The following is a 24,345-nucleotide window of genomic DNA, read 5'->3' on the forward strand; positions in this document are numbered from 1 at the left end:
TAGACGCTAGGCTCGACCGAGTACTTCCACACCCGAGTACTGCGAATCTCCGGACGCCATGCGCCCGGATGTTCCCGTCTGTGAGGGTGCATGCACAAGGAGAGTTTTCAGTGGGGCGAACAGCCGAGTCGGTTGCTGCAATCATCAAGGCGTACGACGTACGCGGTGTGGTCGGTGAGCAGATCGACGAAGATTTTGTCCGCGACGTCGGTGCGTCGTTCGCCCGCCTGGTCCGCGACGAGGCCGGCGCCGCCACGACGGTTGTGATCGGCTACGACATGCGCGCATCGTCGCCCACACTGTCTTCGGCTTTCGGTGACGGCGTGCTTGCTCAAGGGCTCGACGTCGTCTACATCGGATTGGCGTCGACCGACGAGCTCTACTTTGCATCCGGTTTGCTGAACTGCCCGGGCGCGATGTTCACGGCGAGCCACAATCCCGCCAAGTACAACGGCATCAAGATGTGTCGGGCCGGCGCCAAGCCGGTCGGTCAGGACACCGGCCTCGCAGTCATCTCCGCCGAGGTCGTCTCGGGTGTTCCCGCGTACGACGGACCGGCAGGCACCGCCAGCACCAAGGACGTCCTCGAGGAATACGCGAGCTACCTCCGCGGATTGGTCGACCTGGCTGCGTTGCGCCCGCTGAAGGTCGCAGTCGATGCAGGCAACGGTATGGGTGGCCATACCGCGCCGGCCGTATTCGGGCCGATGCCCCTCGACGTCCTGCCGCTGTACTTCGAGCTCGACGGCACGTTCCCCAACCACGAAGCCAATCCGCTCGATCCGGCCAACCTCGTCGACCTGCAGGCCTACGTGCGCGAAACCGGAGCGGACATCGGCTTGGCGTTCGACGGTGACGCGGACCGTTGCTTCGTCGTAGACGAGAAGGGCGACCCGGTCTCGCCGTCCGCGGTGACGGCACTTGTCGCCAAGCGCGAACTCGCGAAGGAACCGGGCGCGTCGATCATCCACAACCTGATCACGTCACGGGCAGTGCCCGAACTGGTCGAAGAACTCGGCGGCGTCGCTATTCGTACCCGAGTCGGCCACTCGTTCATCAAGCAGGAGATGGCCGAGACCGGTGCGGTGTTCGGCGGCGAGCACTCCGCTCACTACTACTTCCGCGACTTCTGGGGCGCCGACTCCGGCATGCTCGCGGCGCTGCACGTACTCGCCGCACTGGGCGAGCAGGATCGTCCGCTCTCCGAGTTGATGGCGGAGTACACCCGCTACGCGGCCTCGGGCGAGATCAACTCCACCGTGGCTGACGCGGCAGATCGTACGGCCGCTGTACTGGCGGCATTTGCCGACCGCACCGAGTCGGTGGATCGCCTCGACGGTGTCACGGTCAGTCTCGAGGGAAATGCCTGGTTCAACTTGCGCGCGTCCAACACCGAACCACTGCTGCGACTCAACGTCGAAGCACCCACGTCCGCCGATGTCGACGCATTGGTGAACGAAATTCTGGCGATCGTCCGGGCTTGAATCCGAGTCTGATCGGTTTGTCGGTGAGCCGAAGCCCTGGGATAGTTGGGGGACTATCTCAGGAACGACGGCCTCGGGAACGAGGGCTTTGCCACCACGGACCGCGTGGAGCTGGAATGCTGGATGGTGCGGGAACTGCTAACGGAGAAGGGGGTGCGGTGAGATGACAGCGCCGATGCCGCTTCTCGACCTCGACGACAGCGAGGGTTTGTCAGCTGCCGATTCGGAAGGGCTACTGCGGTCTGTAGCCATGGGCGGCGCACAGATTCGGGCCACCGCGTCGGCCGTCGGTGAGGGTGTGATCTCCCGATTGGCCGGTCTGCGTCCGCGCAGCGTCGTACTGATCGCCGGCGCGGGTGGCGCCCGGCACGGAGCCAGGATCGCGCTTGCTCTCGTCGGAGATTCGGTCGGTTGCCCGCTCCTCGTTCTCGACCGGACGCCGTCGTGGGCCGGGCCGTTGGATGTGATCGTCGTCGCCGGTGACGATGCCGGTGATCCACGCCTCGTCGAATCCGTTGACAGTGCCGTACGCCGCGGCGCCGAGGTTGTTGTCGCCGTTCCCGACGAGGGGCCCATGCGAGCCGTGGCGGCCGGGCGCACCATGCCCTTGCCGCCGCGGCTCTACGCTTCGCCCCGGCACACGATGACGCGGTTCCTCGCCGTCTTCCTCGCGGTTGCCGCCGAGATCGAGGGCAAGGGATCGATCGAGGACCGTTCGGCGGTGCTCGGTCGAATCGCCGACGCAGTTGATGCGGAGGCGCTGCGGGACGGACCGGCCAACGAGGTATTCCACAACCCGGCCAAGTCGTTGGCCACCAGGATGAGCGGCCGGCGAGTCGTTCTGTGTGGAAGTGGTTCCGTGACAACAGCACTCGCAGAGTTCTCGAGCGTTGCGCTGATGAGCTCCGGCCTGAACGCCGCTGCCGCCGAGATGTCCGAGGTAATTCGTTCGGCGCGAGCACTGTTCGCGCCGGACGCAGCTTCACGTGATTCGGTGTTCCACGACCCCTTCTTTCACGATCCGCAACTCGACGGCGCGCTGCCGACCCCGCCGGCGCGGGCGTTCGTCTTCGCGACCGAATCCACGCGCGGGGAGGCGAGGCGCCGGATGGACGCACTGGCTGACGCCGACCTGGTGGTTGCGGCAGACGAAGACCAGACCAACGTGGTCATATCGGAGATGGAGCAGGTATTCGTGTTGGCGTCTCGAGTAGACATGGCCGCGGCGTACGTGCAGTTGACGGGCGGTGCGAAGTAAGTGCGTGAACTCGAAGGTGCACTTCGTTCTTACGCGTGGGGCTCGCGAACGGCAATTGCCGAACTACGCGGTCTTTCGACTCCGTCGAATCATCCCGAAGCGGAATTGTGGTTGGGCGCGCACCCGGGTGACCCGGCGCGCGTGATCACCGAATCCGGAAGCGAGTCGTTGCTCGAGGTCCTGCACCGCGAACCCGAACGCGAACTCGGCCGTGAGAACCTCGAGGCATTCGGTGAGCGACTCCCATTCCTGCTCAAGCTGCTTGCGGCGGAAGAACCGCTGTCGCTTCAAGCGCACCCCAGCGCCGTTCAAGCCGACGAGGGTTTTCGTCGTGAGAACGCACTCGGCGTTCCCATGGAATCGCCGATTCGCAACTACAAGGACGGCAGCCACAAGCCCGAACTCGTTGTCGCGCTGAGCAGATTCGAAGCGCTTGCCGGATTCCGCGAGCCGACGCGGACTGTCAAACTGCTGCGCGCTCTGGCCGTCGACGAGTTGGAGCCGTACATCGGTCTGCTCGAAGGCCAACCCGATTCCGACGGACTGCGGGCGTTGTTCACGACATGGATCACGCTGCCGTCCACGGTGCTCGGGACCTTGCTCCCTGCCGTACTTGCCGGGTGCATCACCTACGTCGCGCACCACGACGCCGAATTCGTGACCGAGATCCGCACCGCGCTGGAATTGAGCGAGGCGTACCCCGGCGACGCCGGTGTTCTGGCGGCACTGCTGCTCAACCGCGTCACCCTCGAGCCCGGCCAAGGACTGTTTCTCGCTGCCGGCAATCTCCACGCGTATCTCCATGGACTCGCGGTCGAGATCATGGCCAACTCCGACAACGTGCTGCGTGGTGGGCTGACACCGAAGCACGTCGACGTGCCCGAATTGCTGAGGGTTCTGGACTTCGTCGGGGCCGATATCGAAGTGCTCGATCCGGCCCCGTCATCAGGATCAGGTCAGTCAGGATCAGGTAGATACGAGTACGTCACGCCGGCGCCCGAATTTCGTTTGACGCGTCTGGAGTTCGACGCGAATTCCACGGACATCGCCGTCGACGCTTCAGGCCCGCGGATTCTGATCTGCACCGACGGCGCGGTCACTGCGACGTGCGGCACTGACACTCTCGACCTCGATCGAGGCCGAGCGGCGTGGATCGCTGCCGACGAGCCCGCGATACACCTGAGCACACGGACCCCGACTGCGCAGGTTTTCAGTGCCGTAGTCGGAAACTAGGAGACATTGTGTCGGCTCATGGTGGCAAGAAGGCAATTCTGGCGGCCCTCGGAGCCAATGCCGGAATTGCCGTAGCCAAGTTCGCCGGATTCTTGATCACCGGATCGTCGTCGATGCTCGCCGAATCGGTGCACTCGGTGGCCGACACGTCCAATCAGGGTTTGCTGCTCCTGGGGCAGAAGAAGGCAGAACGTGACGCGGATCAACTGCACCCGTTCGGCTACGGGCGCAACCGATACTTCTATTCGTTCGTCGTTGCACTGGTGCTCTTCACCCTCGGTTCGCTGTTCGCGATTTACGAGGGTATTCACAAGATTCAACATCCGGAAGAACTCAATTCGGCTTTCGTGGCAATCGCGATTCTTGTCATAGCGATTTGTCTGGAGGGCTACAGCTTCCGGACCGCAGCGAAGGAATCACGACCGCTCAAGGGAAATGCGTCGTGGTGGAACTTCATCCGAACCTCTCGTAGCCCGGAACTCCCGGTTGTGCTGCTCGAGGACACCGGCGCATTGATCGGTCTCGTCCTTGCACTCGGCGGCGTCGGCCTCACGATGGTGACCGGAAATCCGGTCTTCGACGGCATCGGAACTCTGTGCATCGGTGTCCTGCTTGGCATCATCGCGATCATTCTGATCATCGAAATGCAGTCGCTGCTGATCGGTGAGGGCGCAACGGCGGTGGAGACCGAACTGATCCTCAACGCCCTGGTCGACGGAACTCGTATCGAACGCGTCATTCATTGCAAGACGCAGTACCTCGGTCCCGAGGAGATCCTTGTTGCTGCCAAGGTTGCGGTGCCGATCGGATCGACGATCTCGGACGTGGCGACGGCGATCGACGAGGCCGAGTCTCGCGTGCGCGCTGCAGTGCCTGCGGCGCGGGTGATCTACCTCGAGCCGGACCTGGATCGTCTCAGCGCAGGAGATCGCCCTGAAACAGATCTACAGGCCCCCGACAAACCCTGAACAAAGCTGCGCCTGCGGGCTTAGGCTGATGCCATCTCTCTACTTGCCCATGGTGGGACCTGCTGGTCCCCAGCAAGGAGGCGGCAATGGCTGTCAAGGACGAGCAGGCCGGATCTGGACGGTCGAAGCTGTTTCGAACCAAATCGATCGAGCAGTCCATCAAGGACACCGACGAGCCGGAAACCAAACTCCGGAAAGAACTGAACTCGTGGGATCTCACGGTGTTCGGTGTCGCAGTCGTCATCGGTGCGGGCATCTTCACACTCACGGCTCGGACGGCGGGAAATGTCGCCGGGCCGTCGGTCTCGCTCGCGTTCGTCATTGCCGCCATCGCCTGCGGACTGGCAGCGCTGTGTTACGCCGAATTCGCGTCGACGGTCCCGGTTGCCGGTAGCGCGTACACGTTCTCGTACGCGACGTTCGGCGAATTCGTCGCCTGGATCATCGGCTGGGATCTCATCCTCGAATTCGCCTTGGCGTCTTCGGTGGTCGCCAAAGGCTGGTCGCTGTACCTCGGCGAAGTGATGGGCTCACGCAGCCCGATCGTCGAGTTGGGGCCGATATCCTTCGACTGGGGTGCGGTGCTGGTGATCGCTGTCATCACGGTCCTGCTCGCGACCGGCACAAAACTCTCGTCGAGGGTGTCACTGGTGATCACGGCGATCAAGGTCGCGGTGGTGTTGCTGGTGATCATCGTCGGTCTGTTCTACATCGACACCGACAACTACTCGCCGTACATTCCGCCGTCGGAGCCGGGCTCGACGGGAGAGGGCATCCACCAGTCGTTGTTCTCGTACGTGACCGGGGCCGGTGGCAGCACGTTCGGGTGGTACGGATTGCTCGCGGCAGCCAGTCTGGTGTTCTTCGCGTTCATCGGCTTCGACGTCGTCGCCACGACGGCGGAGGAGGCGAAGGAGCCGCAGAAGGCGCTGCCACGCGGCATCCTGGGTTCTCTCCTGATCGTCACGGTTCTGTACGTGGCGGTGACACTGGTGCTGACCGGGATGGTGAAATACACCGAACTCGAGGGCGATACCTCCAACCTGGCAACGGCATTCGCTTTCCACGACATCACGTGGGCGAAAAACGTCATCTCGTTCGGCGCTTTGGCCGGTCTCACGACAGTGGTGATGGTGCTGATGCTCGGGCAGACCAGGGTGCTCTTCGCGATGGCACGCGACGGTCTGATGCCACGACGCCTGGCACCGACCGGCAAGCACGGAACCCCTGTGCGGATCACGATCTTGGTCGGCGTCGTGGTCGCGGTGCTCGCCGGCGTTTTTCCGATCGGCACCCTCGAGGAAATGGTCAACATCGGCACACTGTTCGCTTTTGTTCTCGTCTCGATCGGGGTTCTCGTGCTCCGTCGGACGCGTCCCGACCTACCTCGCGGATTCAGGGTGCCGCTGGTCCCGCTGGTCCCGATTCTGGCCGTCCTCGCGTGTCTGTGGCTGATGTTCAACCTGTCGGTGGAGACCTGGATGAGGTTCGTGGTCTGGATGGCCCTCGGCGTTGTCATCTATTTTGCCTACAGCAGGCAGCATTCGATGATCGGGAAGCGTGAACGCGGCGAAATCGAGTAGATGTACAAAGTTTATGATTTGTCTATCACTTGTACAAAATCAGTAGTACTGTCTACCTCATAGTGAACTGACTCACAGTTTTCGGGTCGGTCCGAATCGAGGAGGTAGACCGTGTCGACGCACGTGGACTCGCAATCCGGCCAGACGCTCCCGCCCGAGCAGTGGCGTGACAAGAAGAGATATCTCTGGCTGCTCGGCCTCGTGCCGCCGACGGCGGTCTTCATCGCCGTCGGATTGGTCGCGTTGTTCAACAGTCTCGGATGGAATGCGGTCTCGCCGGTGTGGTGGTGGATCGGGCCGCTGCTCGTCTACATCCTGCTCCCGATCCTCGACGTCTTCTTCGGCCCGGACGGCGAGAATCCGCCGGACGAAGTGATGGAGCGCCTCGAGAACGACAAGTACTACCGGTATTGCACCTACATCTACATACCGTTCCAGTTGGTCAGCCTGGTCCTGGCCTGCTACATCTGGTCGGCGACCGATCTGTCCTGGCTCGGAATCGACGGGGGACTTGGGCTGATCTCCAAGATCGGTCTGGCGATCAGTATCGGTTGTGTCGCAGGAATCGGGATCAACACCGCACACGAGCTCGGTCACAAGAAGGACGATCTCGAACGCTGGTTGTCGAAGATCACTCTGGCGCAGTCGTTTTACGGCCACTTCTACATCGAGCACAATCGTGGACACCACGTGCGCGTCGCCACGCCCGAGGATCCGGCGTCGTCTCGCTTCGGTGAGAGCTTCTGGACCTTCCTGCCGCGCAGTGTGTGGGGATCTCTGCGCTCGTCGTGGTCCCTGGAAAAGGCCAGACTCGATCGACTGGGTAAGAAGCCGTGGACAATTCGCAACGACGTCCTGCATTCGTGGTTGATGTCCGTCGTACTGTTCGGTGTCCTCGTCGCCGTCTTCGGCCTCTCGGTACTGCCGTTCCTGGTGCTGCAGGCCGTGTTCGGATTCTGTCTGCTCGAAACCGTCAACTACCTCGAACATTACGGACTGAAGCGTCGTCGTCTGGACAGCGGGCGGTACGAGCGTGCAGCACCGGAGCACAGTTGGAACAGTGATCACATCTGCACCAACATCTTCCTGTATCACCTCCAGCGTCACAGCGATCATCACGCGAACCCGACGCGTCGTTATCAGACGCTTCGAAGCATGGACGGTGCGCCCAACCTGCCCAGTGGGTACGCGAGCATGATCATCCTCGCCTACGTTCCACCGCTGTGGCGAAAAGTGATGGATCCCAAAGTCCTTGCGCACTACGGCGGCGACATCACCCGCGTCAACGTTCAGCCGTCCAAGCGTGATCGCATCCTTGCTCGGTACGGAGCGGCGTGATGAGCAGCTATCGATGCCCGGTGTGTGAATACGTCTACGACGAATCGAAGGGTGCACCACGAGAAGGTTTTCCGGCGGGCACGCCGTGGGATGCCGTGCCGGACGACTGGTGCTGTCCGGATTGCGGCGTGAGGGAAAAGCTGGACTTCGAGCCGATGCCGGCAACGGCGGGGAGTGAATCATGAACGACTACAAGCTGTATCAGTGCGCGCAATGCGGCTTCGAGTACGACGAGGCAGTCGGCTGGCCGGAGGACGGTATCGAACCGGGCACTCGCTGGGACGACATTCCCGAAGACTGGAGTTGCCCGGACTGCGGGGCGGCGAAGAGCGACTTCTTCATGGTTGAGGTCGAACGACGGTGAGATGCGTCGGCGTCGAACGGACCTAGGTGCGGCGGTAGTGTCGTCACCATGACTTCGACGCCCACTCGTCTGCCGCAGAAAGAAGCGTCGCGCCTGCTGCTGCGTACGTCGGTGCTCGATTCGATGCGTGAGTTGTTGACCGAGCGCGACTGGTCCGAGGTGACGCTGACGGTTCTGGCCAAGCATGCCGGTGTGAGTCGTCAGACGCTCTACAACGAGTTCGGCTCGAGGCAAGGGCTTGCCGAGGCGTACGCGCTTCGCCTTGCTGACGGCTTCGTCGACGCGGTGGACGAGGCCATGGTGGCGAACGACGGACGTGCAGTCGAGGCATTGACGGCGGGTTTCGGATCGTTTTTCGCCTCCAGTGCAACCGACCCGTTGGTGATCTCTCTGCTCACCGGTGAGGCCAAGCCGGACCTGCTTCGACTGATCACCACCGACAGTGCGGTCATCATCGAGCGCGCGTCGTCGCGGCTTGCGGAGAGTTTCCAGCGAGGGTGGATACAGGCGTCACCCGCCGACGCCGGAATTCTGGCCAGGGCGATTGCGCGTCTCGGGCTGAGCTACATTTCGATGCCGCCGGAGTCCGAGGCTTCGGTGGCGGAGGATCTGGGCATACTGCTCGGGCCGTTCATCGACGTGGCGCGCGAGGGCCGCGCAGTAGAGGGCCGCGCAGTAGAGGGGCGGGCGGGAGAGGGCGTCTAACCGATAGCCTGGTACACCGATAGGCTTGTGCAGAGTATGCACGTCAACCAGGAGAGGCAGATGACGACCTCAGTTTCAACAACGCCCGTGGCCGAGAGCCGTAACGGCATCGACTTCAAAGTTGCAGATCTTTCGCTCGCGGAGTTCGGTCGCAAGGAAATCCGTCTGGCAGAGCACGAGATGCCCGGCCTCATGGCGCTTCGTCGCGAATACGCAGAGGTGTTGCCGCTCAAGGGCGCTCGCGTTTCCGGCTCGCTGCACATGACCATTCAGACCGCGGTGCTGATCGAGACGCTGACCGCGCTCGGCGCCGAGGTCCGCTGGGCTTCATGCAACATCTTCTCCACGCAGGATCACGCTGCCGCCGCCATCGTCGTCGGTCCGCACGGCACCCCGGAAGAGCCCAAGGGCGTTCCGGTTTTCGCCTGGAAGGGTGAAACCCTCGAAGAGTACTGGTGGGCAGCCGAGCAGATGCTGACCTGGCCGGGTGAGCCTGCCAACATGATTCTCGACGATGGCGGCGACGCCACCATGCTGGTGCTCAAGGGCGCACAGTTCGAGAAGGCCGGCGTCGTCCCGCCGACGGACGACGACCAGGATTCCGACGAGTACAAGGTCTTCCTTGCACTTCTGCGTCAGTCCCTCGAGTCCGACAAGGGCAAGTGGACGGCAATCGCCGAGTCCGTCCAGGGCGTCACCGAGGAGACCACCACGGGCGTTCTGCGCCTGTACCAGGTTGCCGCTGCCGGTGAACTCACGTTCCCCGCTATCAACGTCAACGACTCGGTCACCAAGAGCAAGTTCGACAACAAGTACGGCACGCGCCACTCGCTGCTCGACGGCATCAACCGCGGCACCGACGTTCTGATCGGCGGCAAGGCTGCGCTGGTCTGCGGTTACGGAGACGTCGGCAAGGGTTGTGCCGAGGCACTTCGCGGCCAGGGCGCTCGCGTCGCGGTCACCGAGGTCGACCCCATCAACGCCCTGCAGGCGCTCATGGACGGCTTCGAGGTCAAGACAGTCGAGCAGGCCATCGGCTGGGCCGACATCGTGATCACGTCCACCGGTAACAAGGACATCATCACGTTCGAGCACATGAAGGCCATGAAGCATCAGGCCATCCTGGGCAACATCGGTCACTTCGACAACGAGATCGACATGGCCGGCCTCGAGAAGTCCGGCGACGTCACGCGGATCAACATCAAGCCGCAGGTCGACGAGTTCACGTTCGCCGACGGCCACTCGATCATCGTGCTGTCCGAAGGCCGCCTGCTCAACCTCGGCAACGCGACGGGCCACCCGTCGTTCGTGATGAGCAACAGCTTCTCCAACCAGGTCATCGCGCAGATCGAACTGTGGACGAAGCCGGACGAGTACGACAACGAGGTCTACCGCCTCCCGAAGCACCTCGACGAGAAGGTCGCCAAGATCCACGTCGAGGCACTCGGTGGCACGCTGACCAAGCTCACGAAGGATCAGGCAGAGTACATCGGCGTCGACGTCGAAGGCCCGTACAAGCCCGAGCACTACCGCTACTGACCCGGTGATTCGTCACTGAGGATGTAGTGTCCGCCGTCCCCCGGTCTGCGCAAGCAGGCCGGGGGATAGGCTTGTCCGCCGTGGGAACACTGGTGGCATTGGAAGGCCTCGACGGCGCTGGAAAGCGAACGTTGATCGGCAAAGTGGAGAGCGAACTCCGCCGCGGCGGCACGTCGATCGCGACTCTGGATTTTCCGCGGTACGGGAAGTCGATCCACGCGGATCTTGCTGCCGAGGCACTCAAAGGATCGCACGGAGACCTGGCTGAATCCGTGAACGCGATGGCAGTCCTGTTCGCCCTGGACCGCGCGGGTGCGGCGGATCGGATCTCGGACCTGTTGTCCGCCAACGACATTGTTCTCCTCGACCGCTACGTGGCGTCCAACGCCGCCTACAACGCGGCGCGCGCGCATCAGAGCGTGGACGGCGAGATGGTCGCCTGGGTCCGTGAATTGGAGTTGGGTCGACTCGGTCTTCCCGCTCCCGATCTGCAGTTGTACCTCGACGTGCCGGTAGCTCTGGCCGAGCAGCGTGCCCGCTCGCGTGAGGCCGAGGACGCGTCGCGTCAGCTCGACGCCTACGAGCGCGACGGCGGCCTGCAGGCCAGAACCGGTGAGCTCTACAAGCAGTTGGCAGCGACGGACTGGGTCTCGCCCTGGTGGATCGTGGGGCCGGAGACGGACCCGGGCGAACTGGCGCGCAGGCTCGCGGATTTCGCGTGATCGGTCACCCTTGCGGCCGGGATTCGAACTTTCCGGCACAGTAGAGGGAAGGACGCGGCACGCCGCACGGCCTCGTAACGGTCTGATTCATCGCTCCGAGATGCAACGATAGGGATATGAAACCAAGGATTCTGGTTGTCGACGACGACACGGCACTCGCCGAGATGCTCACGATCGTGCTGCGTGGTGAGGGTTTCGATCCCTACGTGGTAGGCGACGGAACCCTGGCGCTCGCGGCAGTGCGTGAGACCCGGCCCGACCTCGTCCTGCTCGATCTCATGCTTCCCGGAATGAACGGGATCGACGTATGCCGAGTTCTGCGTGCGGATTCCGGCGTGCCCATCGTGATGTTGACGGCCAAGACCGACACCGTCGACGTCGTACTCGGCCTCGAATCCGGCGCGGACGACTACATCATGAAGCCGTTCAAGCCGAAGGAGCTGGTGGCGCGGGTGCGTGCTCGCCTGCGCCGTACGGAAGAGGAGCCGGCCGAACTGCTGAGCATCGCCGACATCGTGATCGACGTTCCGGCACACAAGGTCAGCCGCGGCAGCGAGCAGATCTCGCTCACACCACTCGAATTCGACCTGCTGGTCGCATTGGCGCGCAAGCCGCGCCAGGTGTTCACCCGTGAAGTCCTCCTCGAGCAGGTGTGGGGATACCGCCACGCCGCCGACACCCGCCTGGTGAACGTGCACGTTCAGCGTTTGCGCGCCAAGGTCGAAACTGATCCCGAGAATCCCGAAGTGGTTCTGACGGTCAGGGGGGTCGGCTACAAGGCCGGACCGCCGTGAGCGGAGTTTCCAGGTGGCGTCGTCGTCTCAACCGACGGCTGACGCCATTTCTGCGGTGGTGTCACTCGATGAGCAACACCCTCGCGCACACGTGGCGACGCTCGCTCCAATTGCGAGTGGTCGTCTCGACTTTGACGTTGTCCTTGATCGTCATCGTCATTCTCGGTGTCGTGCTGACCAGCCAGATCACCGATCGGTTGTTGGAAACGAAGATCACCGCGGCGACCGAGGAAATGGACCGAGCCCGCGGCATCGTCGAAGACCAACTCGCGGGCGTCGACGATTCGACGGCGCTCAACGTTCAATTGGAAAGCGCTGCATCCGGACTGACGAGCCGTCGAAACCAGACCTCGGGCCAGGCCTCCGGTTCGGCCGGCACCTTCGACCCGGTGCTCATCGTGCCAGGGGACGGGCCGCGCCAGCCGACTAGTTCGGGACCGGTCGATCAGATCCCCGACAACCTTCGCGAGTTCGTCAAACGCGGCCAGATCAGTTACCAATTCGCGACGGTGTCCAACCCGAACGGTTACTCCGGACCCGCGCTGATCATCGGTAGTCCCACCGCGTCGTCGATATCGGGACTCGAGCTGTATCTGATCTTCCCGCTCGCCAGCGAAGACCGAAGTCTGTCTCTTGTTCGAAGCACCCTGCTGATCGGTGGAGCCGTGTTGCTGGTGCTCTTGGCGGCGATTTCGCTGTTGGTTGCCAGACAGGTCGTGCTTCCCATCCGATCGGCCTCGCGAATCGCGGTGCGTTTCGCAGACGGCCGACTCAAGGAACGAATGCCGGTCCGCGGCGAGGACGACATGGCGCGCCTGGCCATGTCCTTCAACGAGATGGCCGAGAGTCTGTCCAAACAGATCACCCAGCTGGAGGAGTTCGGCAGCCTCCAGAAACGCTTCACCTCCGATGTCAGCCATGAACTGCGCACACCACTGACCACGGTCCGGATGGCAGCCGACTTGATCTACGACGGCAGCGAGAACCTCGACCCCATGCTGCGTCGGTCGTCGGAACTGCTTGTCGCCGAACTGGACAGGTTCGAAGGGCTTCTGGCGGACCTCCTCGAGATCTCCCGCCACGACGCCGGTGTCGCGGAACTTGCGTCCGAACAACTCGACGTCCGTATGTGTGCGCGAGCGGCCGTTTCCACGGTTCGCCATCTCGCCCGCGAATCCGGCACCGAACTGATCGTGGACATGCCCGACGAGCCGGTCATGGCAGATGTCGATCCGCGCCGCGTCGAACGCATTCTGCGAAATCTCCTTGCCAACGCCATCGACCACGGTGAGGGGAAGCCGATTCTGCTTCGCCTTCGCGCCGACGACAATGCCCTCGCCTTCATCGTCCGCGACAGTGGCGTCGGGTTGCGTCCGGGCGAGGAGAAGTTGGTCTTCAACCGGTTCTGGCGATCGGACCCGTCCCGTGTGCGCCGCAGTGGTGGCACCGGACTCGGCCTCGCAATCAGTGTCGAGGACGCGAATCTGCACGACGGCAAGCTCGAGGCCTGGGGCGAACCGGGAGTCGGAGCCTGCTTCCGGCTGACGCTCTCGCGCACCCGTGGCAAGAAAGTCGTGTCGAGTCCGCTGCCACTCAAGCCGACGACCACCAAATTCGTCCGCGCGCCGAGCGAAGCCGACATCGTCGCCGATACCGTCGGCGAGGTCACATCGTCCTTGCCGACTCCGCGCGAAACTGACTCACGGAACGAGTCCAACGGTGGGGATCGATCATGATCGGAACCCGCCGTCGTCTGGGACTTCTCGCAACAACCCTGAGCGTTCTGTTGCTGACCGGTGCATGCGCGAGTTTGCCGGAGTCCTCGTCGCCACAGGCAATCGGAACTCTGGCGACAGCCGTGCCCGGAACCTCCGTCGAATCACCGGCATCGGGGCGAGAGCCGGACCTGCTGGTACGTGACTTCGTAAAGGCGAGTACCGATCCGTCCAACCGGCACGCCGCAGCCCGTCAGTACCTGACCAAGGACGCTTCGGCGCGTTGGGACGACGCGGCAAGTGCTGTCATCGTCGACAAGGTCGATGTGCTCTCGGTTTCTCGAACCAGCACCGAAGCCGTCTACACGATTCGTGTGAACAAGGTCGGTCGCCTCGACCCGGGAGGACTGTACGTTCCCGAAGAGGGCAGCTTCGAAGCGAGGATGACCCTGGCGTTGACCGACGGCGAATGGCGGATCAGTGATCTGCCTCCCGGCGTGATCATGGAGCGTCCGCAGTTCCTCGGCGCTTACCAGCGGAAGTCGTTGTTCTTCCTCGACCCCACCAGCCAGACGGTCGTCCCCGATCTTCGCTGGATCTCCGGCGGGCAGGACCAGGTGGCGGCTCAGCTGATCGGTCTGATGATCGACGGACCGAAGGCAGCGCTGGCGCCGGCTGTGCGAAACGAACTGGGCAATGGCGTGTCGGTGATCGGTCCGATCACCAAGGCCGACGGTAGGCCGGGGCAGGTCGGAGTCGGTCTCGGTGGTGTGCGCATCAACTTCCGCCTTGACAACCCGATGGATGCTGCTACTCGCGGTTTGTTTGCAGCACAGGTCATTTGGACGCTCGCCAACGCCGATGTGGCAGGGCCGTACGTTCTGGAGATCGACGGCGAACCGCTGGACGCGGCTCATGCCGACGGCTGGACCACCGCCGACGTCGCATCCACCAACCCACTGGCCACCACGAGTGCAACCGTCGGACTGCACGCACTGCGCAACGGTTCACTGGTGAGTGTCACCGAGCAAGAGGCGACTCCGGTGCCCGGTTTCGCGGGCAATGCGGGCAACCTCACGGCGGCTGCTCTCTCACGGGACGGCAAGTTGGTGGCAGCCGTCGCGGACACCGCTCGGCCGGATCCCGGCACAAGATTCGACTTGTCGCTCGGGACATACGGCGAAGGGTCCGTTCCGGTACTCGAAGGCAGCGCCATCACCAGGCCTTCGTGGGAGTTGGACAACAACGCGGTCTGGACGGCTGTGAACGGCAATACCGTCGTTCGGGTCGTCCGTGAACCAGGCACTGGCCGGGTGTCGGTCACCAACGTCGATGTCGGGGCCCTGACGTCGGTCGGTTCGACGATCTCGGAACTGCGTCTGTCGCGGGACGGCGTACGAGCGGCGATGATCATCGACGGCAAGGTCTACCTGGCTGTGGTCGTGCGCACCGCCAGCGGGGTCTATGCCCTGACGAGTCCACGCGCAGTGGCCTCCGGCTTGGGCAGTACCGCGCTCTCACTCGACTGGAGCAACAGCGACACCATCGTGATCGCGCGCAGTGGAGCCGACATACCGGTCGTCCAGGTCGCGATCGACGGCTCACGAATGGACGCGCTGCCGAGTGGAAACCTGACCGCTCCCGTTACCTCCGTGGATGCGTCGCCGACCACCGAGTACGTCGCCGACGCGCGTGCGGTGTTCCAACTGAACAACAACGACCCCGCCGGGGATCGCCGCTGGCGTGAGGTGACCGTGCTGACCGGACAGAAGGCGATTCCGGTTCTGCCTGGCTGACGCCTCTGCGCTCTGGTGAATGTCTGCGCTCTGATGCATGTCGGTGCTCAGGTTCATGATTTGGCCATGGGGGACAAGAAATTCGGTGCCGGTCTGCTCGACCTGCTGTTGCCACGCGAGTGTGGTGGGTGTGGCCGCTCGGGGACTCTGTGGTGCGGTGAGTGCGCGGAATTGCTGCGCGATCATCCGCTTCAACTGAGTCCGCGCGTGGATCCGGGCGTGCCCGTCTGGGCACTCGGCCGCTACGACGGCCCCAGGCGGCGCAGTGTGATCGAGATGAAGGAACGGGGTCGTCGGGACCTCGCGATGCCTCTGGGGATCGCTGTGGCCGACGCGTTGGCCACTCTGGAACGGTGGGGCGAGCTCGGCAGCGGGGGTCGTCCGCCGATCGTGCTGGTGCCGGCTCCCACGCGCGCCCGAGCGGCGCGATCTCGCGGGGGTGATCCGGTTCGCCGGATAGCCGAAAGTATGCGCGGAAAGCGGGAAATTGGTTCTGTCGCGGGTCGTCCGGTACGTGTCTGTCCGATTCTCCGGATGACGCGAGGTGTACGTGACTCGGTGGGACTGTCCGCGGCCGACCGGGTGACCAACGTGAACGGTCATGTGTCTCTCGACACCACTGCGATCTCTTCGATCGCCGGGGACAGTGACATCGTCCTGCTCGACGACGTCCTCACCACGGGAGCGACTGCGGCAGAGTCGGTTCGGGCCCTCTCGCTCAGTGGGATTCGGACAACTCTCGTGCTTGTCCTTGCAGGGGCTTAGATGAATTTCGTTGGAACAGTGGCACTCGCGCGCGTTACGTACTAGCGTCGGCGGCACACCCGAAAATACTGGTAGGAGGTGGTACTTCGATACTGGTGCCGGGCGGATCCCCTCTCGGTACTTGCAGAATTTGCCGCCGCCCACCGTGGGGCGGGGCCGTAATTGGGAGGTACGAGTGACGACCCCTTCGCAAGCCTCGTTTTTCATCGAGGACGCCACCATCGAGCGTTCCGAGAATGCCGCAGCTCCGAGATCCGACGTCGTAGTCAAGGGACGAAATGTCGAGATCCCCGATCACTTCCGAATCTACGTTTCGGAAAAGCTGGCGCGACTCGAACACTTCGACCCCTCCATATTCCACTTCGACGTGGAACTGCAACATGAACGCAACCGACGACAGGCCAAGAGTTGCCAGCGCGTCGAGATCACCGCTCGAGGTAAAGGCCCGGTGGCCCGAGCTGAAGCGTCCGCAGACAGCTTCTACGCCGCCTTCGAATCGGTGATCGACAAGCTCGAGAGTCGCCTCCGTCGAACCAAGGACCGCAAGAAGGTCCATTACGGCGACAAGCGACCGGTGTCCGTCGCGGAGGCAACCGCCTCCCTCGTCGACGCAGACTCACTCGGAGTCACACCGGACATTTCGCTGAACGGTCAAGAGCCGGACGAGTACGACGGCCCGGGACGCGTGGTCCGCACGAAGGATCACCCGGCCGAGCCGATGACCATCGACGACGCTCTCTACGAGATGGAACTGGTCGGACACGACTTCTTTCTCTTCCATGACAAGGAGTCGGACAAGCCGTCCGTCGTCTACCGTCGTCACGCTTTCGACTACGGATTGATCCGCCTGACATGACCCAATCGGTGGTGGGTTTGCTCGCTCGCCGCCGGTAACGCCTACCATGGAATCCGGCCGGAGTTTTCGGACCCCGGCCGGATTTTCAGTGTGTGACCCCCTGTCGCCGAAGATTGAGGACGAAGAAGACTGTGCCGTCGCTGTCGCTATCGAAGCTGCTCCGTGTTGGTGAAGGTCGCATGGTCAAGCGGCTCAAGCACATCGCCGAGCATGTGGAATCTCTGTCGCCCGATGTCGAAGGCCTGACAGACGAGCAACTCAAAGCCAAGACCACCGAGTTCCGTGAGCGCTATGCCGCCGGGGAAACTCTCGACGAGTTGCTGCCCGAGGCTTTCTCCGTGGCCCGTGAGACGTCGTGGCGCGTGATCAATCAGAAGCACTTCCACGTGCAGATCATGGGTGGCGCGGCCCTGCACTTCGGCAACGTCGCCGAGATGAAGACCGGTGAGGGCAAGACTCTGACGTCGGTTCTTCCGGCTTATCTCAACGCGATCGCGGGTGACGGCGTCCACGTGGTCACCACCAACGACTACCTTGCCAAGCGCGACTCCGAGTGGATGGGCCGCGTTCACCGCGCCCTCGGCCTCGAGACCAGTGTGATTCTCTCGGGCATGACGCCGGCCGAGCGCCGCGTCGCCTACGCAGCCGACATCACGTACGGCACCAACAACGAGTTCGGGTTCGACTACCTGCGCGACAACATGACGCATTCGTTGGACGACCTGGTCCAGCGTGGCCATGCGTTTGCCATCGTGGACGAGGTCGACTCGATCCTCATCGACGAAGCTCGAACCCCCCTCATCATCTCGGGCCCGGCCGACGGCTCCAGCAAGTGGTACAGCGAGTTCGCGCGCATCGCGCCGCTGCTGAAGAAGGACGTTCACTACGAGGTCGACATCCGCAAGCGCACCATCGGTGTGCACGAGGCGGGCGTCGAACTGGTCGAGGACCAGCTCGGTATCGACAACCTGTACGAAGCCGCGAATTCGCCGCTGGTGAGCTACTTGAACAACGCGATCAAGGCCAAAGAGCTCTACACCAAGGACAAGGACTACATCGTCCGCGACGGTGAGGTCATCATCGTCGACGAGTTCACCGGCCGCGTGCTGGTCGGCCGCCGCTACAACGAGGGCATGCACCAGGCGATCGAGGCCAAGGAGAAGGTGGAGATCAAGGCGGAGAACCAGACCCTTGCCACCATCACCCTGCAGAACTACTTCCGTCTGTACGACAAGTTGTCGGGCATGACGGGTACCGCCGAGACGGAAGCTGCCGAGCTTCACCAGACTTACACGCTCGGTGTGATCCCGATCCCGACCAACCGTCCGATGGTCCGAGTCGACAACGGCGACCTCATCTACAAGACCGAGGAAGCCAAGTTCGACGCGGTGGTTGACGACGTCGTCGAGCGCCACGAGAACGGCCAGCCCGTCCTGATCGGTACCACCAGCGTCGAGCGCTCGGAGTACCTGTCCAAGCAGTTCACCAAGCGCGGCGTTGCCCACAACGTCCTCAACGCCAAGTTCCACGAGAAGGAAGCGACCATCATCGCCGAGGCCGGTCGCTCCGGCGCGGTCACCGTCGCGACCAACATGGCCGGCCGCGGTACCGACGTCGTGCTCGGTGGTAACCCGGACATCATCGCGGACATCGCGCTGCGCAAGAAGGGCCTCGACCCGGTCACGACGCCGGACGAGTACGAAGCAGCCTGGGACGCAGTCCTGGACGAGGTCAAGGCTGAGGTCAAGGCAGACGCCGAGAAGGTCCGTGATGCCGGCGGCCTGTACGTCCTGGGCACCGAGCGTCACGAATCGCGCCGAATCGACAATCAGTTGCGTGGTCGTTCCGGACGTCAGGGTGATCCCGGCGAATCGCGGTTCTACCTTTCGCTCGGTGACGAGCTCATGCGCCGCTTCAACGGTTCGGCACTCGAGTCGATCATGACGCGCCTGAACCTGCCCGACGACGTCCCGATCGAAGCCAAAATGGTCTCGAAGGCCATCAAGAGCGCTCAGACCCAGGTGGAGCAGCAGAACTTCGAAATTCGCAAGAATGTCCTCAAGTACGACGAGGTCATGAACCAGCAGCGAACGGTCATCTACAAGGAGCGCCGCCAGATCCTCGAGGGTGAGGACATGGAAGGCCAGGTCGAGCAGATGATCACTGACGTGGTCACCGCCTACGTCGACGGTGCCACCGCCGAGGGATACGTCGAGGACTGGGATCTCGAGCAGCTGTGGACGGCGCTGAAGACGCTGTACCCGGTCGGCATCGATCACAAGACGTTGGCCGGGGAGGACGGCGCAGGCATCAACAGTGACCTGAGCCGTGACGACCTGCGAACCGCTTTGCTCGAAGACGCCCACGCGGCGTACAAGAAGCGCGAAGCCGAGATCGATGCGATCGCCGGCGAAAACGGTATGCGTGAACTCGAGCGTCGTGTCTTCCTCTCGGTCCTGGACCGTAAGTGGCGTGAGCATCTCTACGAGATGGATTACCTCAAGGAGGGAATCGGTCTGCGTGCGATGGCCCAGCGCGATCCGCTGGTCGAGTACCAGCGCGAGGGTTACGACATGTTCATCGGCATGCTCGACGGATTGAAGGAAGAGTCCGTCGGATTCCTCTTCAACCTGCAGGTCGAAGCAGCTCCGGCTCAGCCCGCAAGTGGAATTTCCGTCACCGCGGGCTCTGCCGCCGCGGCGTCCGCCACGGCGCCCAAGCCGCTCCCCACGCAGGAAGCTGCGGCCAGGACTGCCGGAACTGCTGCCCCGACGGCGTTGCGCGCCAAGGGACTTGACGACGAAGGTCCGTCGCGTCTGACGTACACCGGCCCGGACGAGGACGGCAAGGCAAAGGCAACACGTGACTCGGCTGCCGACACCGGCGACGGTGCCGCCTCTCGTCGCGAACGTCGTGAAGCAGCACGGACGCAGTCGAAGAGCAATCGAGCTCCGAAGTCCAAGCGCAAGCGCTGAGGTATTAGCGCAGTCAGTACTCGGCAGGCTGGACGGTCACACCACGTGTAGTGCGGTGACCGTCCAGCCTGTTTCGTCTGTGTGGTCGATCCGGCCTGCGACGGCAAAAGTCTGCGTGCCTCGTGTGTACGTCGCACAGACTTCGGCGGTACTCTCCGACACTGCTTGAACGTGGGTGCGGTGAACGGCCGCGCCGCCCAGCTTCCGGGCCGAGGAATCCGAAGTGTAAAGTCGCGCAACAACTTCCAGGACGGACGGCGTCAACACGCCCTTGAGCTGCCGCGGATTTCGTCGTCGGTCGACGGTTTCGAGAACCAGACGTAGTGATCGGTTCCAGAAGATGTCGGCACCTACCAGCCGCGGTTCCGGAGCGTGAGTGAACCCGGTACTGGGCGACGTTCCGTTGTGTGGCGTCTTTCGCGGGCGACGCAGCATCCGGTCTGTTCGGCACTGCGTTCGGTCTGGCCGGCACTGTGGCCGCGACAGCACGACGGTATGCGGGTGAGGCTCGAATTGCGGCGCCGGCTCGAGAACGATCTTGCAGTCCTGCTCCATGACATCCCCCCGGATGATCCTGCGTCCGAGACAGCTGTCTCGGACTTCGCTCCCCCGAGCGATGGTGAGAAGCATGACACGAATCGCTCGAGATGTCGCCGTGATCACCATCGCGACTTAGGGTGATGGCGTGCGGGGACTTCTGTTGGATGTCGGTGGCGTGCTGTTCGGTCCGGGATCGGATCTCGACGGCTTGAGCGCGGTCGTGCGCGCGGTGAAGGCCCGCGGAATCGTGACGGGAATCGTCAGCAACGATCCCGGCGGCGCCAGTGCTCAGTGGTTGCGGGATCTCGGCGACGGGGTCTTGGTCGACGACGTGATCTTGTCCGGTGATGTCGAGATGGCAAAGCCCGACGCCGAGATCTATCTGTTGGCAGCGAGTCGTTTGGGCGTCGAGCCGGAGGATTTCGTTTTCGTGGATGATCTCGAAATCAACGTCCGGGCGGCTGTGGCCGTCGGGATGGTCGGGGTCCATCACGTCGGCTCGGAATCGACCATCGAGGAGTTGTCGATTCTGTTCGATCTCGGCGAAGGAGGGGACACGAAGCCATGGTGAACAGACTGACGACTCAGGATGCCGCTTTCTACTTCCTCGAAGCCGGGACGACGCCGATGCATGTCGGCTCGTTGGGGATCTTCAGGCAACTGCGAAACGGGATCGATCACGAGGAGTTGCTTCGACTTGTCGAAGAGCGGCTCGGATCGGTTCCGCGGTACCGACAGAGAGTTCGCGAGGTGGCGTTCGGTCTGGCCCGCCCCGTCTGGGTGGACGACTCGGATTTCGACATCACCTATCACGTACGCCGATCGGCTCTGCCCAAACCAGGTTCCGACGAACAGCTGATGGATCTGATCGCGCGGCTGACGTCGAGACCACTCGACAGCACGAGGCCGTTGTGGGAGATGTACCTGGTCGAGGGGCTGACCAGAAACAGATTTGCCATCTTCACGAAGTCTCATTCGTCGTTGGTGGACGGCGAGGCGGCTCCAGAGATCAGTCAGGTGATCTTCGATCCGGAGAAGAATCGAGCGCCAGGCCCCGAAGAATTGTGGATGCCCGCCAGGCCGCCGAGCGACACCAGCTTGTTGGTCAGTGCACTGGCAGATCTCGTGACGAGCCCGGGGGAGGGGATCGCGCGGGCGCGTGCAGCGTTCAACGACGTGACCACGTCCGTCACCGAGGCAGTGAGTGCACTCGGGAAGCTTGCAGAAGTGGTTCGAACGGCGACCCAGGTGGCCCCGTCGAGCCCGCTCAATGCCACCATCTCGCGCAATCGGCGCCTTGCGGTGGCCAAGACGTCTCTGGAGGACTATCGACGCATTCGTGCGCGGTACGGGTGCGAGATCAACGACGTGATCCTGACCGTCATCGCGGGTGCGATGCGGAACTGGTTGCTCTCGCGCGGTGAACCGGTGACCGAGGCGACCATCGTGCGAGCGATGGTGCCCATGTCGGTCTACACCGACGGCCCGGAGAGTCCTGACGTCGACGATCCGCAAGCGCCCGGACATGTTTCCTCGTTCCTCATCGACCTGCCTGTCGGTGAACCCAACGCGGTGGTTCGGCTCTCGCACGTGGCCCATGCGACGGAGGCATTCGCGCGTCAGGGTCGGCGGGTCACCGCGCAGACGATGGTGCGAATGTCCGGGTTTGCGCCGGCGACGCTGCATGCGATGAGCTCGCGTGCGGCCAGCAGTCTGTCGCAGCGAATGTTCAACTTGATGATCACCAATGCGCCAGGGCCGCAATTTCCGCTCTACCTCGGTGGGGCTCGGATGCTCGAGATGTATCCCGTGTCGCCACTACTCAAGAATCAGACACTCAGCATCGCCCTGACGTCGTACGACGGGAATGTCTACTACGGTTTGAATGCCGACCGTGACGCGATGTCGGACGTCGACGTCGTTCGTTCGCTGATCTTCGAGTCACTCGAGGAATTGACGGATGCGAGTCGGTGACGAACGAGCATGAAGGTGGTCTCATGAGGGTGTACGTACCGGCGACGGTCGAGATTTTGCAGCAGTTGGTCGCAGATCAGGAGTTCGACCCTATGAGCCGGACGGCTTTTGCGGTCACCCCGACTCTGCGTGAGTCGTACGCGGCGGGGGACGACGACGAGTTGGCCGAGGTCGCCATGGGTGAGGCTGCGCGTGCGTCGCTGCGGCTGATCGCCGGAACCGAGGGTGACGTCACCTTCCGGCGTGCTGTCGTTGCCGCCGACGTCGACGATGCCGATGTGAAGTTACGGCCCGATCTCGACGATTCGGTAGTCCGATTGGCGGGTCCTGTCACGATGGCTCAGGTTGCATCTGTGCATGTCGACCTCGAACAGGCAGAATCGGACATCGAGCGCGCTGCTGGCATAGTCGACGCGGCGGATCTCGGTGACGCCGATGCCGAGTTCACGCTCGGTGACGCGGAGGACCACGAGTTGGCGTGGTACGCCGCGCAGGAGTTGCCGTTCTTGCTCGACCTGCTGTGAATGTGCTTACCGTGAAGTAACCTACGGTACCGTAACCTGATAACCTACGGTACCGTAGGCAGTGGGTTCGGAAGGTGAGAGGTGGAGGTCTGATGGGTCTGAAGGACTGGATCGAGGCACCGGCAGCGTCGGTAGTTCCGGCAGCGCGGTCGAAGCTCAATCTGCTTCGCGGTGCGGCGGCTCGGCTGACCACACCATTGCTTCCCGACGACTATCTGCACCTCGCGAATCCGTTGTGGTCCGCGCGCGAGCTGCGCGGCCAGATCGTCGAAGTCCGGCCCGAGACCACGGACTCGGCGACCATCGTCATCAAGCCGGGTTGGGGATTCGACTTCAACTACCAGCCGGGGCAGTACATCGGCATCGGTCTGCATATCGACGGCCGTTGGCATTGGCGGTCGTACTCACTTACCTCGCCTCCCAACTGGGAGAACAAGCGCATTTCCATCGCGGTCAAGGCCATGCCCGAGGGCTTTCTCTCGAGCCACCTCGTCAGCGGGGCCGTGCCGTCGGGAACCATCGTTCGACTGGCCACGCCTTCGGGCAACTTCGCGTTGCCGGATCCGCCGCCGGAGAAGATCCTGTTCATCACCGCCGGCAGTGGCATCACTCCGGTCATGGGCATGTTGCGGACGATGAACCGGCGCGGTCAATTGCCCGACGTCATGCACATCCACTCGGCTCCGACGGAATCCGACGTGATGTTCGCCGACGAACTCACAGCACTGCACGCCGAGCACGAGGACTTCGTGAGCCACGTTCAACTCACGCGACGTGACGGAAAGTTCAAACTCAGTTCTCTCGACACGGTCTGCCCCGACTGGCGCGAGCGCCACACCTGGGCGTGCGGACCCCTCCCGTTGCTCGACGAGCTCGAAGACGTCTGGAAGGCGGAAGGCATCGAGGATCGACTCCACATGGAGCGGTTCGCCGTATCGCGCATCGATGCTTCGGCCGACGGTGGCACGGTCACGTTCGAGAAGTCGGGTAAGACGATCACCGTCGACGGTGCGACGACGCTTCTGGAGGCGGGCGAGCAGTCCGGTGCCTTGATGCCGTTCGGTTGCCGCATGGGCATCTGCCAGACGTGTGTCGTACCTCTCGTTGCCGGCCACGCGATCGATCTACGCTCGGGGAAACAGCACGCGGAGGGCGAGCGCATCCAGACGTGCATCTCCGCCGCCGCCGGCGACTGTACGCTGGACGCATAGC

At 63.0% G+C, this 24,345-nt stretch carries 22 protein-coding genes; 21 read left to right on the plus strand and 1 reads right to left on the minus strand.

All coding sequences use genetic code 11. The features are described 5' to 3' along the window. Positions 1 to 110 precede the first annotated feature (110 nt). The 17 genes from PCS43_RS10550 to secA all read left to right on the plus strand — a co-directional run bounded on the left by PCS43_RS10550 (position 111) and on the right by secA (position 20,095). On the plus strand, positions 111 to 1,484 hold the full coding sequence (locus PCS43_RS10550) for a phosphomannomutase/phosphoglucomutase (protein ID WP_003941022.1): 1,374 nt from the start codon (positions 111 to 113) through the stop codon (positions 1,482 to 1,484). Positions 1,485 to 1,647: 163 nt separating this feature from the next. Next, positions 1,648 to 2,742, plus strand: coding sequence for a hypothetical protein (locus PCS43_RS10555; protein WP_030535017.1), 1,095 nt, complete (start codon positions 1,648 to 1,650; stop codon positions 2,740 to 2,742). Further along, a complete protein-coding gene (gene manA, locus PCS43_RS10560) occupies positions 2,743 to 3,975 on the plus strand; it encodes a mannose-6-phosphate isomerase, class I (RefSeq protein WP_047271699.1) in 1,233 nt (410 codons plus the stop codon). It abuts the gene before it with no gap. A gap of 8 nt (positions 3,976 to 3,983) precedes the next feature. Beyond that, positions 3,984 to 4,943 carry a cation diffusion facilitator family transporter gene (locus tag PCS43_RS10565; RefSeq protein WP_042450115.1) on the plus strand — a complete coding sequence of 320 codons (960 nt, stop codon included), beginning with the start codon at positions 3,984 to 3,986 and terminating at the stop codon, positions 4,941 to 4,943. Positions 4,944 to 5,029: 86 nt separating this feature from the next. Further along, on the plus strand, positions 5,030 to 6,526 hold the full coding sequence (locus PCS43_RS10570) for an amino acid permease (protein ID WP_209908153.1): 1,497 nt from the start codon (positions 5,030 to 5,032) through the stop codon (positions 6,524 to 6,526). A gap of 111 nt (positions 6,527 to 6,637) precedes the next feature. Beyond that, complete coding sequence (locus tag PCS43_RS10575) at positions 6,638 to 7,864, plus strand: alkane 1-monooxygenase (protein ID WP_209908155.1); 1,227 nt, start codon at positions 6,638 to 6,640, stop codon at positions 7,862 to 7,864. Then, positions 7,864 to 8,049 carry a rubredoxin gene (locus PCS43_RS10580; RefSeq protein WP_003940827.1) on the plus strand — a complete coding sequence of 62 codons (186 nt, stop codon included), beginning with the start codon at positions 7,864 to 7,866 and terminating at the stop codon, positions 8,047 to 8,049. The genes PCS43_RS10575 and PCS43_RS10580 overlap by 1 nt, the downstream gene beginning before the upstream one ends. Beyond that, positions 8,046 to 8,228 (plus strand): rubredoxin, encoded by a 183-nt coding sequence (locus tag PCS43_RS10585; protein ID WP_003940894.1) that lies wholly within the window; start codon positions 8,046 to 8,048, stop codon positions 8,226 to 8,228. The genes PCS43_RS10580 and PCS43_RS10585 overlap by 4 nt, the downstream gene beginning before the upstream one ends. A gap of 48 nt (positions 8,229 to 8,276) precedes the next feature. Further along, positions 8,277 to 8,933: a TetR family transcriptional regulator gene (locus PCS43_RS10590; protein WP_054802253.1), complete on the plus strand. Its 657-nt coding sequence runs from the start codon at positions 8,277 to 8,279 to the stop codon at positions 8,931 to 8,933. A 60-nt stretch (positions 8,934 to 8,993) separates the two neighbouring features. Then, complete coding sequence (gene ahcY / locus PCS43_RS10595) at positions 8,994 to 10,472, plus strand: adenosylhomocysteinase (RefSeq protein WP_003940766.1); 1,479 nt, start codon at positions 8,994 to 8,996, stop codon at positions 10,470 to 10,472. Between the two features lie 80 nt (positions 10,473 to 10,552). Continuing rightward, positions 10,553 to 11,194, plus strand: coding sequence for a dTMP kinase (locus PCS43_RS10600; RefSeq protein WP_075832852.1), 642 nt, complete (start codon positions 10,553 to 10,555; stop codon positions 11,192 to 11,194). Positions 11,195 to 11,310: 116 nt separating this feature from the next. Further along, entirely contained in the window at positions 11,311 to 11,988 is a 678-nt protein-coding gene (gene mtrA, locus PCS43_RS10605; RefSeq protein WP_003941013.1) for an MtrAB system response regulator MtrA, read from the plus strand. Then, positions 11,985 to 13,724, plus strand: coding sequence for an MtrAB system histidine kinase MtrB (gene mtrB / locus PCS43_RS10610; protein ID WP_064688948.1), 1,740 nt, complete (start codon positions 11,985 to 11,987; stop codon positions 13,722 to 13,724). The genes mtrA and mtrB overlap by 4 nt, the downstream gene beginning before the upstream one ends. After that, positions 13,721 to 15,499 (plus strand): MtrAB system accessory lipoprotein LpqB, encoded by a 1,779-nt coding sequence (lpqB, locus tag PCS43_RS10615; protein ID WP_270923029.1) that lies wholly within the window; start codon positions 13,721 to 13,723, stop codon positions 15,497 to 15,499. The genes mtrB and lpqB overlap by 4 nt, the downstream gene beginning before the upstream one ends. A 33-nt stretch (positions 15,500 to 15,532) precedes the next feature. Next, positions 15,533 to 16,264 (plus strand): ComF family protein, encoded by a 732-nt coding sequence (locus PCS43_RS10620; RefSeq protein WP_081558788.1) that lies wholly within the window; start codon positions 15,533 to 15,535, stop codon positions 16,262 to 16,264. Between the two features lie 175 nt (positions 16,265 to 16,439). Beyond that, complete coding sequence (gene hpf / locus PCS43_RS10625; RefSeq protein ID WP_003940893.1) at positions 16,440 to 17,120, plus strand: ribosome hibernation-promoting factor, HPF/YfiA family; 681 nt, start codon at positions 16,440 to 16,442, stop codon at positions 17,118 to 17,120. Positions 17,121 to 17,251: 131 nt separating this feature from the next. After that, entirely contained in the window at positions 17,252 to 20,095 is a 2,844-nt protein-coding gene (secA, locus tag PCS43_RS10630) for a preprotein translocase subunit SecA (protein WP_050654900.1), read from the plus strand. Positions 20,096 to 20,131: 36 nt separating this feature from the next. Here the strand turns inward: secA and PCS43_RS10635 are convergent, their stop codons facing one another. Further along, on the minus strand, positions 20,132 to 20,650 hold the full coding sequence (locus PCS43_RS10635) for an Rv3235 family protein (protein ID WP_232508904.1): 519 nt from the start codon (positions 20,648 to 20,650) through the stop codon (positions 20,132 to 20,134). 130 nt (positions 20,651 to 20,780) lie between these two features. Between PCS43_RS10635 and PCS43_RS10640 the strand changes: the two genes are divergently transcribed. From PCS43_RS10640 to PCS43_RS10655, 4 genes are all read left to right on the plus strand, one after another. Further along, complete coding sequence (locus PCS43_RS10640) at positions 20,781 to 21,206, plus strand: HAD-IA family hydrolase (RefSeq protein WP_003940859.1); 426 nt, start codon at positions 20,781 to 20,783, stop codon at positions 21,204 to 21,206. Further along, positions 21,200 to 22,609 carry a WS/DGAT/MGAT family O-acyltransferase gene (locus tag PCS43_RS10645; protein WP_007731194.1) on the plus strand — a complete coding sequence of 470 codons (1,410 nt, stop codon included), beginning with the start codon at positions 21,200 to 21,202 and terminating at the stop codon, positions 22,607 to 22,609. The genes PCS43_RS10640 and PCS43_RS10645 overlap by 7 nt, the downstream gene beginning before the upstream one ends. 23 nt (positions 22,610 to 22,632) lie before the next feature. Then, a complete protein-coding gene (locus tag PCS43_RS10650; RefSeq protein ID WP_030535010.1) occupies positions 22,633 to 23,133 on the plus strand; it encodes a DUF6912 family protein in 501 nt (166 codons plus the stop codon). 92 nt (positions 23,134 to 23,225) lie between these two features. Then, complete coding sequence (locus PCS43_RS10655; protein WP_003940928.1) at positions 23,226 to 24,344, plus strand: ferredoxin reductase; 1,119 nt, start codon at positions 23,226 to 23,228, stop codon at positions 24,342 to 24,344. The last annotated feature ends 1 nt before the right edge of the window (position 24,345 follow it).

It is taken from the genome of Rhodococcus sp. C-2, from assembly GCF_027854095.1.
Lineage (GTDB): Bacteria > Actinomycetota > Actinomycetes > Mycobacteriales > Mycobacteriaceae > Rhodococcus_F > Rhodococcus_F qingshengii.

Excerpts from the sequence above, each read along its gene's own strand:
- PCS43_RS10620 (WP_081558788.1), top strand. The coding sequence starts at position 15,533 with ATGCATGTCGGTGCTCAGGTTCATGATTTGGCCATGGGGGACAAGAAA.
- lpqB (WP_270923029.1), top strand. The coding sequence starts at position 13,721 with ATGATCGGAACCCGCCGTCGTCTGGGACTTCTCGCAACAACCCTGAGC.
- ahcY (WP_003940766.1), top strand. The coding sequence starts at position 8,994 with ATGACGACCTCAGTTTCAACAACGCCCGTGGCCGAGAGCCGTAACGGC.
- mtrA (WP_003941013.1), top strand. The coding sequence starts at position 11,311 with ATGAAACCAAGGATTCTGGTTGTCGACGACGACACGGCACTCGCCGAG.
- PCS43_RS10655 (WP_003940928.1), top strand. The coding sequence starts at position 23,226 with ATGGGTCTGAAGGACTGGATCGAGGCACCGGCAGCGTCGGTAGTTCCG.
- PCS43_RS10570 (WP_209908153.1), top strand. The coding sequence starts at position 5,030 with ATGGCTGTCAAGGACGAGCAGGCCGGATCTGGACGGTCGAAGCTGTTT.
- PCS43_RS10645 (WP_007731194.1), top strand. The coding sequence starts at position 21,200 with ATGGTGAACAGACTGACGACTCAGGATGCCGCTTTCTACTTCCTCGAA.
- PCS43_RS10590 (WP_054802253.1), top strand. The coding sequence starts at position 8,277 with ATGACTTCGACGCCCACTCGTCTGCCGCAGAAAGAAGCGTCGCGCCTG.
- PCS43_RS10555 (WP_030535017.1), top strand. The coding sequence starts at position 1,648 with ATGACAGCGCCGATGCCGCTTCTCGACCTCGACGACAGCGAGGGTTTG.
- PCS43_RS10580 (WP_003940827.1), top strand. The coding sequence starts at position 7,864 with ATGAGCAGCTATCGATGCCCGGTGTGTGAATACGTCTACGACGAATCG.
- PCS43_RS10585 (WP_003940894.1), top strand. The coding sequence starts at position 8,046 with ATGAACGACTACAAGCTGTATCAGTGCGCGCAATGCGGCTTCGAGTAC.
- PCS43_RS10635 (WP_232508904.1), bottom strand. The coding sequence starts at position 20,650 with ATGGAGCAGGACTGCAAGATCGTTCTCGAGCCGGCGCCGCAATTCGAG.
- PCS43_RS10650 (WP_030535010.1), top strand. The coding sequence starts at position 22,633 with ATGAGGGTGTACGTACCGGCGACGGTCGAGATTTTGCAGCAGTTGGTC.